Source organism: Claveliimonas monacensis (genome assembly GCF_014982975.1).
Taxonomy (GTDB): domain Bacteria; phylum Bacillota; class Clostridia; order Lachnospirales; family Lachnospiraceae; genus Claveliimonas; species Claveliimonas monacensis.
This window is the reverse complement of sequence record NZ_JADCKL010000006.1, coordinates 70,407-84,653: the sequence shown is the minus strand read 5'-3', so window position 1 is coordinate 84,653 and position 14,247 is coordinate 70,407. Positions and strand designations below refer to the sequence as shown.

The 14,247-nt window shown below is 46.5% G+C and carries 12 protein-coding genes; all 12 read left to right on the top strand.

Going from position 1 to position 14,247, the window contains the following annotated elements; genetic code table 11:
• Window positions 1-11: 11 nt before the first annotated feature.
• The 12 genes from INF30_RS09210 (at window position 12) to INF30_RS09155 (ending at window position 14,214) form a co-directional block, all read left to right on the top strand.
• Window positions 12-1,496, top strand: coding sequence for an Eco57I restriction-modification methylase domain-containing protein (locus tag INF30_RS09210; RefSeq protein WP_226394981.1), 1,485 nt, complete (start codon window positions 12-14; stop codon window positions 1,494-1,496).
• Window positions 1,489-2,406 (top strand): BsuBI/PstI family type II restriction endonuclease, encoded by a 918-nt coding sequence (locus INF30_RS09205; protein ID WP_226394980.1) that lies wholly within the window; start codon window positions 1,489-1,491, stop codon window positions 2,404-2,406. The genes INF30_RS09210 and INF30_RS09205 overlap by 8 nt, the downstream gene beginning before the upstream one ends.
• 21 nt (window positions 2,407-2,427) lie before the next feature.
• Window positions 2,428-4,230, top strand: a complete 1,803-nt coding sequence (locus tag INF30_RS09200; RefSeq protein ID WP_226394979.1) for a hypothetical protein — start codon at window positions 2,428-2,430, stop codon at window positions 4,228-4,230.
• 622 nt (window positions 4,231-4,852) lie between these two features.
• Complete coding sequence (locus INF30_RS09195; RefSeq protein ID WP_311136015.1) at window positions 4,853-5,551, top strand: RpnC/YadD family protein; 699 nt, start codon at window positions 4,853-4,855, stop codon at window positions 5,549-5,551.
• Between the two features lie 23 nt (window positions 5,552-5,574).
• Window positions 5,575-6,381 (top strand): carbon-nitrogen hydrolase family protein, encoded by an 807-nt coding sequence (locus INF30_RS09190; RefSeq protein WP_226394978.1) that lies wholly within the window; start codon window positions 5,575-5,577, stop codon window positions 6,379-6,381.
• Window positions 6,382-6,592: 211 nt separating this feature from the next.
• On the top strand, window positions 6,593-7,897 hold the full coding sequence (locus INF30_RS09185; RefSeq protein ID WP_076776291.1) for an IS4 family transposase: 1,305 nt from the start codon (window positions 6,593-6,595) through the stop codon (window positions 7,895-7,897).
• 384 nt (window positions 7,898-8,281) lie between these two features.
• Window positions 8,282-9,127, top strand: coding sequence for a cell division protein FtsQ (locus INF30_RS09180; protein ID WP_226394977.1), 846 nt, complete (start codon window positions 8,282-8,284; stop codon window positions 9,125-9,127).
• 4 nt (window positions 9,128-9,131) lie between these two features.
• Window positions 9,132-10,835 carry an ABC transporter ATP-binding protein gene (locus INF30_RS09175; protein ID WP_226394976.1) on the top strand — a complete coding sequence of 568 codons (1,704 nt, stop codon included), beginning with the start codon at window positions 9,132-9,134 and terminating at the stop codon, window positions 10,833-10,835.
• Window position 10,836: 1 nt separating this feature from the next.
• Window positions 10,837-11,673, top strand: a complete 837-nt coding sequence (locus INF30_RS09170) for an energy-coupling factor transporter transmembrane component T family protein (protein ID WP_076779484.1) — start codon at window positions 10,837-10,839, stop codon at window positions 11,671-11,673.
• Window positions 11,674-11,721: 48 nt separating this feature from the next.
• Complete coding sequence (locus tag INF30_RS09165) at window positions 11,722-12,522, top strand: PHP-associated domain-containing protein (protein ID WP_226394975.1); 801 nt, start codon at window positions 11,722-11,724, stop codon at window positions 12,520-12,522.
• Between the two features lie 41 nt (window positions 12,523-12,563).
• Complete coding sequence (locus INF30_RS09160) at window positions 12,564-13,349, top strand: inositol monophosphatase family protein (RefSeq protein WP_076779479.1); 786 nt, start codon at window positions 12,564-12,566, stop codon at window positions 13,347-13,349.
• A 1-nt stretch (window position 13,350) separates the two neighbouring features.
• On the top strand, window positions 13,351-14,214 hold the full coding sequence (locus INF30_RS09155; RefSeq protein ID WP_226394974.1) for a MurR/RpiR family transcriptional regulator: 864 nt from the start codon (window positions 13,351-13,353) through the stop codon (window positions 14,212-14,214).
• Window positions 14,215-14,247: the final 33 nt, after the last annotated feature.

The following is a 14,247-nucleotide window of genomic DNA, read 5'->3' as shown; positions in this document are numbered from 1 at the left end:
GGTGGAAGTTGATGTTAGAACAAATTGTAGACAAAACTAATCAATATATTGAAGAAATGCCCAAAAAAGAGCGAAAAAAATACGGACAGTTCTTTACGAGCATTGAAACAGCTAGATATATGGCTGGATTGTTTATTATACCGCAACAGACTACAGTTACGTTGCTAGATGCTGGTGCAGGATCTGGAATTTTAACATGTGCCATGATCGAACGCTTAGATAAAATAGAGGATATTAAAGAGATTATTGTAACCTGTTATGAGAACGATGAGAATGTATTACCATTATTACAGGAAAATCTTCTTTATATGCGGGAATGCTCAAGTAAAAAAATAAATATAAAAATTATAACTGAGAATTATATAACCAGTCAGTATCTCGATTTTAATCATATGTTAGGTGGAAATTGGAATCCGGAAAAATATGACATGGTGATTGGAAATCCCCCGTATATGAAAATATCAAAGGATGCTCCGGAAGCGACAGCAATGCCGTCAGTTTGTTATGGAGCCCCTAATATGTATTTCATTTTTGCATCAATGGGATTATTTAATTTAAAAGATGATGGGGAAATGGTTTATATAATTCCAAGATCATGGACATCAGGAGCGTATTTTAAGAGATTCAGAGAATATTTCCTGTCAGAAGGAAAGCTCATTCATATACATTTGTTTGGTAGTAGAAATAAAGTATTCGATAAAGAAAATGTTTTACAGGAAACTATTATAGTAAAAGTTAAAAAGACAAAGGTGCAGCCAGATAATGTTACTATTACGTCTACGCATACAAATAAGGATTTTGACCAGTGTACCACATTGGTAGTTCCATATAATCTTGTTGTTTCTGGAAAAGAATTATATGTATATTTGGTTACAAATGAAGAAGAAATTTCAGTATTGCAAAAGCTGCATCAGTGGGATAAAACACTTCCGGACATAGGATTAAAAATGAAAACAGGGTTGACTGTTGATTTCAGAAATCGGGATATTTTACGAGACGATGCAGAAGAGGGAGCGATACCTTTATTTTATTCACAACATATAAAAGAAGGTGTAGTTCAGTTCCCTATTAAAAAGGAGCATGAATATGTTGTGACAGAACAGAAGGGTTTAATGCAGGATAATCATAACTATTTGTTTGTAAAGAGATTTACAGCTAAGGAAGAACCGAGAAGACTGCAGTGTGGGGTATATTTGTCGAAAAAATTTCCGCAGTATTCAAAGATAAGTACACAAAATAAGATTAATTTTATTGATGGGCTACTTACAAATATGTCTGAGTGCCTGGTGTATGGTTTGTATGTGCTGTTTAATTCAACGATTTATGATGAATATTACCGGATTTTGAATGGCTCAACACAGGTTAATTCAACTGAAATTAATGCAATGCCAGTTCCTGATATTAATATTATTCAGGAAATGGGAAGGAAAATAATGAAAAGCAAAGATATGTCAGAAAAAAATTGTAATATGATATTGGAGGGGTACTGTGGATAAGATTGAAGAAGCACGCGAAATATTGAAATTTGTAGGAATGCCAAAAGCACAGCAGGCAGATATATGTTGTTATGTTTTATTAGCGATGGCTGGAATAAAACCAGATATGTCATGGAGAAATGCAACAAATGAGTGGATTAGAATTCATGATATTATTCAGTTTACAAATTCAAATTATGGAAGCACTTACGCAGAAAATAGTAGAGAAACATTTAGAAAGCAAGCATTACACAGATTTAGAACAGCAGCATTAGTAGAAGATAATGGGAAAGCAACGAATAGTCCAAATTATCGTTATCGCTTAACTGATGAAACATTGGAATTGTTGAAACACTATCAAAGCGTTGGCTGGAACGAAATATCATCGAGATATATGATGTACCATGAAAGACTAGTTGACATTTATGCATCGAAAAAGGAAATGAAGATGATGCCTGTGAAAATAAATGGGGATGATTTTAAGTTTTCGCCGGGGAAACATAATGAACTACAGAAAGCAATTATAGAGGAGTTTGCACCGAGATTCGCTGAGAATGCAGAGTGTCTATATGTAGGAGATACGATAGAGAAAGATTTAGTGAAAAATATAGATAAACTGAAGAAATTGGGCTTTGAGATTACACTTCATGATAAAATGCCGGATGTCGTATTGTACAGGGAAGACAAAAATTGGATTTATTTTATTGAGTCAGTGACTTCAGTAGGTCCAATGGATCCAAAACGTATTCTGGAAATTACAGAAATGACAAAAGATGTAACCGCTGGAAAAATATTTGTTACGGCATTTTGGGATTTTAAAACGTATAAAAAGTTTTCGGAAGAGTTGGCATGGGATACAGAAGTATGGATAGCCGAATTGCCGGAGCATATGATACATTTGAATGGTGACAAATTTATGGGACCGAGATAAGATATACGGGGGAAAAGATTAATGAAAGCAGATTCTTTTGAAAAATGGGATATAAATTCGAGTACAATGCCATTTTTGTTTTTTGTTCAAAGTATGGAAGAAATGTTGTTTCATTATGGACATGATTCGTATAAAGTTCCTACACTGAATTTTCATTATTTGTGTGTGGAAATTTATAACAGTATTCAAAAAATGGAGCAAGAAATTATGGATAAAGGAAATATGCGCCCGCTTTATGATGAATTAAAGGAAATGTATTTAAATGATTATATTGCAAGAAAGCTATATGGTACAAATTTCCAAGAATTGTTTTTTATGAAAGATGATAAGGGAGATTATTCTAGAGATTTTTCAAAACTTCAAAAAGATCCAGGTTCTGATATTTCGATTAAAAGGATAAAAAGAACAGTTCGCTTTTTAATAGACGATATGATGATTCAAGATAAGTATTTTGAGACTCTAAAAACGGAAATTAAAGAGTGTATAAATAATTTTGAATTTAATGTACAGAATTGTCAAAAATTATCTGCGTTGTCTAGGGTGTTGCTTACGGAATTGATTAATCGTGGCTATAGTCAAGAATATATTTATTCACAAATTAAAGAAAGATATTATTCTGGAAAACATGAAATAAAAGATGTGTCAACAGAAATTACTTATTTTTTGAATTTATTTGATTTTCAAATGAAAAAATATAAAGTGACTTTTCCGGTAAAAAAGAGAGACGCTAAAAAATTATTAGAGCTTTTTGAAAATATAGAGGTGAGTGAAAATAAAAACGGATTGTTTGGAAATTCAAGCCCATGGATAGTAGGCATAGAAATAGAATCATTAGAGCCAGAAGATGCAAGGCGTAAAGCACATGCAGTGATAAGTTTGTGTGTATCACTTAAACAATATAATAGTCATACGAATAAAACTTTTTATGCAAATCAGGCTATAGTAAAAGATTTAGAAACAGGAAAAGATTATTATTTGAAAAAACCAGCATTGCTATTGCTTAGGGAACGTGGAAAAACAGAACAACAAACTTATGCGCGAATAGCGGAAATAATTAATAGTTTTCCTGTTATCGGGGATAAAATGATAAATGCAATTAATTTACATACATCTGCAATGGAAGATCAGAATGTCAGTAATCAGTTACTTAATTTATGGACAATCATTGAAGTGCTAATAGAAGTAGATAAGAAAAATAGCTATGTAAAAATTACTCAGATTAGTAATGCATTGACCACTGTTTTGAATGCATCATATATCAAATCATTAATTGAACAATTATTATTTGACTTAAAACATTGCTGTTGTGAGTTTAATGATTATTTATCAGAAGAAGTAAAAGGAAAAAATGAAATAGAAAAAATGATAGCATTACTTGTTCTTCCTGAATATGCACAAAATAAACAGGAATTAGAAGCTGCAATATATAATTATCCGTTGTTGAGGTATAGAATAGAACATTATGCAGAACAGTTTTCGGATCGAAGCAAAGTGAAAAATGTTCTTGAAAAACATAGGAAAAGATTAGAGTGGCAAATTATGCGTATATATAGAAATAGAAACATGATAGTTCATGATGGATCGCATTTTCCATATATTGATTTAATAGTACAAAATCTGCATTTTTATGTAGATAATTTAATAGATACAATAATTTTTTATATAGGAAAGGGATATAGTTCGTTAGAAGTCGTGTATAGTCTTCTTTCACATTATGAATTTGAACATCAATTACTTTTGGAGAAGAAAGATAATAATAAAAAGCCATTGCAATTAGGGGATGATTTTAATAGTGTTGTTTTAGGTTTTAGTTATATTGAATAAAATGCAATGATAACATCATGATAACAAAATTCCAGAAAACCACACGGACACAGCGGAAAATCCGGACTTTCCTCCACGAATCACACGAAAAATCACCATTTGCACACCGTAATACACTGGTCTGATATCGTGAAGGCGGACGTACAGTAGGATCAGGCCGTGTTGCTACAATCATCGAGTAATCTTTGAGCAACAGCTTAATCATGTAAATACAGCCGCAGTCCCTTGGGACTGCGGTTTTTTCACACGTTTGTGTGTTAATCTTAATAAAAATGCTTATGGAAACTTCTTGGGATATATGCTATTATATGCACAAAGCATTATATTTCTGGCAGTTTCTGGCGGCATAAGCCGTATCTAAAATCTATCAAAAGATCTAAAAGAAATCTCGATGCTTTTTATTCCCATCAATAAAGCAGAGAGGTTTCCTGAAGATCATGTTTTGCTTTAACAGGCTGCCTCCTGCGATTCTTCAAAAAGGAGGTGCCTATGAGCAGAAAACAAAAGAAACAGGGCCGGAAGAAGCAAGGCCGAGCTGCTGGGACTTTATAATGCGGTAAGCGGAAAACAGTATAAGGACCCAGGGGCGCTGCGTGTCAATACACTGGAGAACGCGATCTACATGGCCATCAAGAACGACCTGTCCTTTGTGATCGACTCTCAGCTCTCCCTGTACGAGCACCAGTCCACCTACAGCCCCAATCTTCCGCTGCGGATGCTTTTGTATCTGGCAGATCTGTATGCGGACCTGACCAAAAACGAAAATCTATATGGAAGGAAAAAAGTGAAACTCCCGCCGCCCCGGTTCATCATCTTTTACAACGGGGAGGAGGCGCAGCCTGACAGGCGGGTACTGAAGCTGTCGGATTTGTACGAGGTGGAGGAAGAAGAGCATAAACTGGAGCTGGAGGCGGTGATGCTGAACATTAACGCAGGTCATAATCCGGAGCTTATGAAAGCGTGCAGGACCCTGGCAGACTATGCCAGGTACACGGCCTGCATAAGAAGGCATGCTGCGGAGATGCCCATAGAAGAGGCGGTGGAGCGCACCATCACAGAATGTATCCGGGAGGGGATCCTTGAGGAGTTTTTGAGGAAATATCGAGCGGAGGCGAAGAGGATGAGCATATACGAGTATGATCAGGCGAGGCATATAAGGCAGGAGCGGGAAGAAGCCAGGGAAGAGGGAAGACAGGAAGGCATTGAACAGGGGCGACTGTCCATGATCCGCCGGATGCTGGAGGGCGGTGCCAGTCCGGAAGAGATCAAGCGTCTTACCGGGGCTACGGAGAAGGAAGTGGAAAAGGCCCGGAATGTGTAGGGCCAGCGGAAAGGGGAAATGATATGAAGATCGCGCAGATACAGTCCCATGTGTACAGTGAGAAGATGGAGAACCTGGAACAGCTGGAAGTCCGCCTGAGAGAGCTGGATGGGCAGAAGCCGGATCTGGTCATGCTGGGGGAGATGTTCTGCTGTCCTTACGAGACCAGCCTGTTCCCGTCCTATGCGGAGGATGAGGGTGGCCCTGTGTGGAGCAGACTGAGCAGCCTGGCCAGAGAGCACAGCATCTACCTGGCAGCCGGATCCGTGTCGGAGAGAGATGAGGCGGGCAAGGTCTACAACACGGCTTATGTGTTTGACAGAGACGGCCGTCAGATCGCAAAACACCGAAAGGTCCACATGTTTGACATCCAGGTGGAGGGCGGACAGCACTTCCGGGAGTCGGAGACGCTGACACCGGGGGATGCCTGCACGGTGTTTGATACGGAGTTCGGGAAGATAGGCCTGTGTATCTGCTTTGACTTCCGGTTTCCGGAGCTGGCCAGAAGAATGGTCCTTGAGGGGGCCCGCCTGATCCTTGTGCCAGCGGCTTTCAACATGACGACCGGGCCGGCGCACTGGGAGCTCATGTTCCGCAGCCGGGCGGTGGATAACCAGTGCTTTGTGGCTGGAACTTCCTGCGCCAGGGATATGCAGGCCAACTATGTGGCCTGGGGACATACGCTCCTCGTCTCTCCGTGGGGAGATGTGATAGAGGAGATGGGGGAGGAAGAAGGTGTCATTGTCAATACCATTGATCTTTCCTATGCAGACAAAGTGCGAAGAGAGCTGCCCCTTCTGTCGGCCAGGCGGGAGGAAGTGTATGGATAGAAGTGCGGACAGAACATAGACCGGAGAAAGAGCCCTGAGGATGGCAATGTCATTTAGTTAAGACATTAGCGGAGCGGTTCTTACAGAGCAAGGTATATAAGAGATATGTACCCTGCTCTTTTTTTACGTATTTTTCAAAAAACACTTGACATACATAGAAAAATTTGCGGCGAAGCCCCTTAAATGTATTACATTTTTGGAGGTAACGCTTATGATATTTGCTGAACATGTAAAAAACAGTCTTTTGTCACTGATCCAGGAAATGGCTTCGCTCCCATGGCTGTTTGCAAAAAATCCTGCGGCTGATTTTTCAAGAAACAGAAAACTCGATTTTGCATCCACAATCCAATGTATTCTTTCTATGGAAAATGGCGGCTTGAAAAATGAATTGTTGGATTTTTTTCGGTTTTCCGTTGATACACCCTCCGCTTCTGCCTTTCACCAGCAGAGAAGCAAGCTGCTTCCGGAGACATTCCCTTTTTTGTTCCATGAATTTAATTCTCTCTTTCCACTCCAAAAGAATTATAATGGCTATCGCCTGTTAGCCTGTGATGGGTCTGACCTGAATATTCCCCGTAACCCCAAAGATACGGACACTTATTTCCAGTCGCTGTCAACAGATAGAGGCTTTAACCAGATCCACCTGAACGCGCTTTATGACCTGTGTGAAAAGCGCTATACCGATGTTGTGATACAGCCTGCACGGAAAGAAAATGAATCTCTTGCAATGACTCAGATGATCGACCGTTACCGTGGACAAAAGAAAACTATTTTTATCGCTGACAGAGGGTATGAAACCTATAACATCTTTGCCCATGTCCAGGAAAAAGAGATGTACTATCTGATTCGCGTAAAGGATGGCGGCCGGGGCAGCATGACAGGAAGTTTCTCGCTCCCTGATAAGGATGAATTTGATCATACCATGCAGCTTGTACTGACCCGAAAACAGACCAACGAAGTAAAATCCAATCCAAAACAATACAAGGTCCTCCCCAAATCAAGCCCTTTTGACTATCTGGATTTACACCATAAAAAGTTTTATACCTTAAATTTTCGGGTGGTCAGGTTTACTCTTTCAGAGAGTTCATATGAGTGCATTATTACAAATCTCCCCATAGAAGAATTTCCGGCAGAAGAGATAAAGAAGATTTACGCGATGAGATGGGGGATAGAAACCTCTTTCCGGGAATTGAAATATTCAATTGGGTTAAGCTGTTTTCATTCAAAAAAGGTGGAGTATATCATGCAGGAAATATATGCACGTCTGATCCTTTATAACTATTGTGAAATCATCACGATACACGTGATGATCCATCAAAAGGATACAAAACATATTTATCAAATGAACTACACAATAGCAATCCATGTATGCCGATATTTCCTTCGGAATGATATTTCTCCACCTAACGTTGAGGAACTGATACGGAAGAATCTTTTACCTGTCAGACCTGGGCGTTCAGACCCTCGCAAAGTCAAACCCAAGTCAGCAATAAGTTTCCTGTATCGAGTTGCTTAACTTCTACAAAAGTATATCTCTTTTTCAGACAGATGGCAATCTGTCTTTTTATGCTGCTTGAACACAGACAAACTTTTTCCTAAAAAGGAAAACAATAGGCAGAGCTGGGAATCCCCAAGTTCTGCCTAAAAGAGAGTTATCATTTCAGTGCCTTAACTAAATGACATTGCTGAGGATGGGGCTCTTTTTTTCTGCAATATAGGAAGAGCAGCTGATTAAAATGCGTAAAAATATTTTCATTATATAAATAGAAATGAAAATTAACTTACATTTTACGATACTGAGCGGATGCATTTAACCTCCTTCTGCTATGATGACGGAGTAGATGATGAGAGATGATGATCATCAATAACGACAAGAACTGTTATCAGGAGGTAAGAGAAAATGACAAAGCGAGAGAATGCGACGCAGTCACAGAAGCTTATGGTGTTTGTGCTCACAATGTCCCTTTACGGACTGGCAACTTTATTTACAGAACTCATCCCATCTATCCAGGTGGGCATCGTGGAATTTTCAGTGGAGTATTTCCTGTTCATCCCCCTGGTGCTGGCCATGCTGTTTGATCCTATGTCAGCAGCCCTTGGCGCAGCTACCGGCGAGCTTGTCTTCAGCGAGATCATGCTGGGACAGTTCGGAGGACTGGGAGAGCTGGAGAAATTCATCACAGTGACGATCGGTGTGTACATTGCGGGGAGAATGGTGAGAGACCCCAGAAACCGGAAAATGGTGGGAATCGCAGCTATCAGCGGCGTTATCATCCAGCAGGTGCTGGGCATGATCGTGGACATCCTGAAGGTACAGTTTGCGGTGCAGGATTTTGAGGCGGTTCCGGGACTTCCCCAGAGCGTGTTCGCCACAGAGGGATTTGCCTGCCTCAATGACGTGGTCTTCTCGGGCATCCTGTTCTGCATGCTTCCGACGCTGTTCCTTGTGCCCAGGCTTTACGGGAAGATCGAGCCTCTGATCGGCATGAGGCCCAGGACAAAGGAGACGGCCCTGGGCGCAGTAAACGCGAAGGTAGTCCTCGGTTCGCTGGTGGCATTTGCCGTGGCTGTCTGTGCGGAGATGCTGGCAGAGAGCGGCATGTCCCTCATCGACTGGGAGGCGGACTGGGCCGGAAGCGGTACAGCTCTGGCTGCCGGGATGATCGTGGCTGCTGTGGTGGCTGTCATCGTGCTGGCTGTTATGAAGAAGAGGGCAGAGTCCTCCAAAGCCACGCAGGGAGTGTAGGGGCATGAATGTCATTGAGATCAAAGACCTGAAATTTTCTTATCCAGGGGCCAAGACCCCTGTTTTAAAAGGCGTGGACCTGGAGATAGAGAAGGGAGATTTTGTGGCCATCATCGGAAATAACGGCTGCGGGAAGTCTACTCTCTGCAAGGCCATGAACGGCCTGATCCCCCACTTTATCACAGGAGATTTCGAGGGAAGCGTGCAGGCGGCCGGCGTGGAGACGAGGGAGTCAGACATCGGGACCCTGGCCCGGAAGGTGGGCTATGTGTACCAGGATTTTGAAAACCAGATCGTCCGCCCTACCGTGCTGGACGACGCCTCCTACGCCTGCATGAACTATGCGATGAAGGACTACAGGGAGAGAGGAATGGAGGCCCTGGAAAAATGCGGTCTCTCCGGAAAGGAACAGGACTATATCTGGCAGCTCTCCGGCGGCCAGACCCATCTCCTGGCTCTGGCCGGAGCCCTGTCCTTAAGTCCTGAGGTGCTGATCCTGGACGAGCCCATCGCCCAGCTGGACCCCCACCACGCGGATACCATTTACGAGATATTAAAAGAGCTGAATGAACAGCACGGCAAGACGATCATCGTGATCGAGCATCACACGGAATACATCGGCAACTACTGCAAACACGCAGTGCTCATGAAGGATGGGAAAATAAAATGGAAGCTGCCCGTGGTCGAGGCGCTCCAGAGGGTGGAGGAGCTGGAGGAGAGCGACATTTTTCCGCCCCAGGTGACCCGGGCTGCCTACAGGCTGAGAACAGAGGGCCGGCTGGCAGAGGGAGGAAAGCTGCCTTCCACTGTAGAAGAAGGCCGGAAGACATTTGCAGATTTCATTTATACCGGCAGAAAAGAGAACTGTGGGGAGCCTTCCCCCGCCGGAGAGAAGGAGGAGACTGTTTCCTGTGAAAATGTGTCTGTCTCCTACCGCTCGGTGAAGGGGGAGCCCAAGCAGATCTTCAGCGGCCTTGACCTGAAACTGTACAAGGGCGAGAAAATCGCCCTCATCGGTTCCAACGGCGCGGGCAAATCCACTCTGATGAAGCTGATGGTGGGGCTCTTAAAGCCCTCGGATGGGAGAGTCGTGCTGAAAGGACAGAGCGTGGGCGATACAAAGCCGGAGAAGCTCTCCCGGTATGTCTCCTTAGTCTACCAGAACCCGGAGGACATGTTTATCAAGGACTCCATAGAGGCGGACATAGCCTACGCCATGAAGGTGAGAAATGAGGAGGGCTGGCAGGAGCGGACCGAAGAACTCCTTCGACGGTTCCGCCTGACAGAGCTGAAGGACAGGGACGGGCGTCTCCTCTCAGGGGGCCAGATGCGCCGGGCCAGCCTTGCCATCGGCGTGGCGCTGCAGCCGGAGATCCTGCTCCTGGACGAGCCCACGGCCAATCTGGACATTGCGACGAGAAAAGAGATCATGAAGACGCTCAGAGACATGAAGGAGATCACGGACACGGTCATGATCGCCACCCACGATATGCAGCTTGTCTGCGAGTGGGCGGAGCGGATCATCGTCCTTAGCGGCGGCAGAGTCCTTGCGGACGGCACCAGGGACGAGGTCTTCGGGAACCGGGACGTGGTGGAACAGGTGGGCATCCGACCGCCGGAAATCTTCCAGATGGGGAAGGCGCTGGACGAGAGGGCCTTCTGCTACACCATTGATGAGTTTGTGCATGGATTTGAAAGGGTGAAGTAAAATGCAAAGTATAAAGAAGAAACTGTCGGAAAACATACTGGACAAGCTGTCCATGGATTTCCTCAGGAACCAGGTGCTGAAAAATGCCTACGGCAATGACGACACATTTATCGCGAAGAGAGACCCCAGGATCCTCCTTGTGTGGTATGTGTTCTTTGCCCTGGCGCCCTGGTTTGTGGACGACCTGCCCTTTCTGTTGGGCTGCTTCGTCCTTGTGGCAGTTACCACAGTCATGGCAAAGGTGGCGCCCCTGGTGCTGGTCCTGTTCTGTCTGGGAGTATTTTCCCAGACTGGCTATCTCTTTGTAGTGTCCCTCATCTTTGGGGGAAACGCACAGACCGTGGTGCCCCTTCTGGTGCTGACGCTGAAGGTGGCCAGCGTGTCCCTGGCGTCCATCACCGTGTTCTCAGGGCTGGATCCGGACCGGCTCTCCAACGGCCTGATGTGGTTCGGGTGCCCGGAGAAATTGTCCTTTTCCATCTCCTACGCATACCGGATGCTGCCCATGCTGATGGAGGAATTCCAGAATGTGCTCCTGTCCTACCGCCTGCGGGGAAACGCGCCGGAGCATGACACCCTTGCGGGAAAGGTGCGGTATCTGATCTACCAGATACAAGTGATCATCCACTCCTTTTACCCCCTCATGCTGAACACGGCAAAGCGCTCCCGGACCACGGTGGAGGCGCTGGAGATCAAGGGCTACCGGTATGCGGCGGTGAATAAAGAGGTGAAGAAAATGAAGCTGGCTACCCTGAAGGTCACCTACGATGACCTGCTGTTCCTGGCAGTGTCATTTCTCTGGATGGCTGTCGTCATCTTTGCGGGCACCCTCGTATAGGCCTGTATGGACCTGCATGAATGAAAGCGGAAGAAAGAAGGAAGAAAGATGTATATAGATTTTCACACCCACGGGAAACTGGCAAAAAGGCTGCCGTTTTCCACTGTTTACACAGACTGGCTCTTTGGGGAGGCCCGCAGGGCAGGGCTTGACGCCCTCTGCCTCACCGAACATTTTAACACGCTGCAGTTTGACGAGCTCTACGGCTACCTGATGTCTGTCTGTGACCGGCAGGGAGATACCCTGGTGACCGGGGACGGGCTCCGCATCTTCGCGGGCATGGAGACGGACATTGCGGAGGGCGGACATGTCCTGTCCATCGGAAAGCCGGAGGATATCCTGGAGCTGAACCGGCGGCTGGAGCCCTACAAGGAGAAGGGGCGCTTCCTTCCCTTTGCAAAGCTGCGGGATCTCTTTGACGAGTACCCGGTGATCGTGGGGGCAGGGCACCCCTTCCGGGAGGGAGGGCATATACCGGAGCTCCCTGCTGAGCAGCTTCGCCGCTTTGACTTCCTGGACCTTAACGGGAAGGACATTGCCCAGGACGAGGAAGGCACCAGGAGGAAGACAGGAGCCCTGGCGGGGGAGCTGGGCATCCCCATGGTGGGCGGCAGCGACACCCACCAGGCAGTGCAGTACGGCTGTATCCGAACAGGATTTGAAAAAGAAGTCCGGACGGTGTATGATCTCTATGAGGAGATGAAGGCGGTCAGGTACGAGATCAGCGTCTCGGACTACGCGGCCTTCCAGGTGAAGACGGCAGGGCTGCTGAAAAAGGCCCTGAAGGAGATACACGCCATCGGCGGCAACTATGTGTCCGTGCTGGTGGATGAGCCCTGCGCGGTGTAAGGCCGGCAGGTCACGCGGGGCGGGAAACGGAGGAGAGACAGATGGAATTTCACAGAGAGGCCCTGGAGATCGTGCTGGCAGCGGGAAGAGAGCTGACCGGCCGCAGGGGCGCGGACCATATAAAGGAAAAAGGGCACACAGACTATGTGACGGAGGTGGATGTGCGGGTGCAGCAGTTCATTTTCCGGGAGCTCTCAAAGATAGACCCGGGCGCCCAGTTCCTGGGGGAGGAGAAGGACAACAGCGGCGTGGACATGAATGGCCGGGTGTGGATCCTGGACCCGGTGGACGGCACCACTAATTTCATCCACGATTTCCAGCACAGTGTCGTCTCCCTGGCCTGCTCGGAGCGGGGAAGAATCACCTCCGGCATTGTTTATGACCCCTACAGAAGGGAATGCTTTGAGGCACAGGAGGGGTGGGGTGCCTTTCTCAATAAGAGGCCTGTCTCTGTGAGCAAAGCGGCGGAGCTCTCCCAGTGCCTGATCGCTGTAGGAACCTCCCCGGGGCACAGGGAGAGGGCGGACGAGAGCTTTCGGAAAATGCGTGCTGTGTATGACCGGTGCCAGGATATCCGGCGGGTGGGCTCCGCGGCGCTGGAGCTGTGCTACGTGGCCTGCGGCAGGCTGGACGGGTTCTTTGAGGAGAGACTGAAGCTCTGGGACTACGGGGCGGCGGGCCTGATCCTCCGGGAGGCAGGCGGCTGGATACAGGCTGATGAGCGGCAGGTGGCAGCAGGCACGCCCGGTATCCGGGAGGAGCTCCTGGGGATTGTCTGGGATGAGATGGATAGGGAGCTGTACAGCGGTAAAAGGGAAAGGATGTAATATGGGATTTTCAGTGCAGGAACCGGAAGGGAAATACACAAAATCAGACCGGCGTATCATGGATTTTGTGGAGGACTACACAGATGAGTTCCTTTTTATGAGTATCGGACAGCTGGCGGAACGGCTGGGTATGTCCGAGGCTACGGTGTCCAGGTGCGCCAGACATCTGGGATACCGGGATTTCAAGGAGATGAAAAATGATCTGATCCAGAAAAAAGCCGGCAAGGGCGCAGCCGGAAAGCTGGCAGGCACTCTGATGAAGGATCAGGGATTTGATGTGGAGAACTGGTTTGACTTTCAGCGGGAGTGTCTCGAGAGGACGAGAGAGAACCTGGACATGGGGCAGTTCCAGGAGGCGGTGCAGCGCATTGGCAGCGCCCGGAATATCTATATCCATGCCAAGAACGCCTCCCTGGCGGCGGCCAGACTCCTCTTTTTCCGGCTGAGGCGCCTTGGCTTCCAGGCATCCCTCATTCCCTCCGGCGGTTCTGAGGTCCTGGAGGGGATCGCCCGTGCAGGAGAGGGGGATCTGATTATCCTTTTCAGCTTCTCCAAAGTGTCGGAGGAGGGACGTATGATCCTGGATTACGCGCGGGAGACGGGCTGCCGCACGCTGGCTTTTACCAGCAGGCTTTATGCGCCCCAGGAACAGAGGGCGGATGTGAATCTGTATGTATACCGGGGAGAAAAAGAAGAGTTTCACACAATGTCTTCTGCTGTGGCGGTTATTGATGCCCTTGTGCTGGCTCTGTCAGACAGCATACAGCCAAAGGCGGCAGAGGAACTGATGAGGCTGCAGAAACTGAAGAAAAAGTACGGCAGGAGGCTGTACGGAAAAGAAGACGGAAAATCCGGGCAGGAGTAGTCCTGCCCCTTTTCTTTTTGCGCACAGATATGC

What these genes read in the sequence shown, in the direction of transcription:
- INF30_RS09210 (WP_226394981.1), top strand. Translation starts at nt 12, where the DNA reads ATGTTAGAACAAATTGTAGACAAAACTAATCAATATATTGAAGAAATG.
- INF30_RS09200 (WP_226394979.1), top strand. Translation starts at nt 2,428, where the DNA reads ATGAAAGCAGATTCTTTTGAAAAATGGGATATAAATTCGAGTACAATG.
- INF30_RS09195 (WP_311136015.1), top strand. Translation starts at nt 4,853, where the DNA reads ATGGCCATCAAGAACGACCTGTCCTTTGTGATCGACTCTCAGCTCTCC.
- INF30_RS09190 (WP_226394978.1), top strand. Translation starts at nt 5,575, where the DNA reads ATGAAGATCGCGCAGATACAGTCCCATGTGTACAGTGAGAAGATGGAG.
- INF30_RS09185 (WP_076776291.1), top strand. Translation starts at nt 6,593, where the DNA reads ATGATATTTGCTGAACATGTAAAAAACAGTCTTTTGTCACTGATCCAG.
- INF30_RS09180 (WP_226394977.1), top strand. Translation starts at nt 8,282, where the DNA reads ATGACAAAGCGAGAGAATGCGACGCAGTCACAGAAGCTTATGGTGTTT.
- INF30_RS09175 (WP_226394976.1), top strand. Translation starts at nt 9,132, where the DNA reads ATGAATGTCATTGAGATCAAAGACCTGAAATTTTCTTATCCAGGGGCC.
- INF30_RS09170 (WP_076779484.1), top strand. Translation starts at nt 10,837, where the DNA reads ATGCAAAGTATAAAGAAGAAACTGTCGGAAAACATACTGGACAAGCTG.
- INF30_RS09165 (WP_226394975.1), top strand. Translation starts at nt 11,722, where the DNA reads ATGTATATAGATTTTCACACCCACGGGAAACTGGCAAAAAGGCTGCCG.
- INF30_RS09160 (WP_076779479.1), top strand. Translation starts at nt 12,564, where the DNA reads ATGGAATTTCACAGAGAGGCCCTGGAGATCGTGCTGGCAGCGGGAAGA.
- INF30_RS09155 (WP_226394974.1), top strand. Translation starts at nt 13,351, where the DNA reads ATGGGATTTTCAGTGCAGGAACCGGAAGGGAAATACACAAAATCAGAC.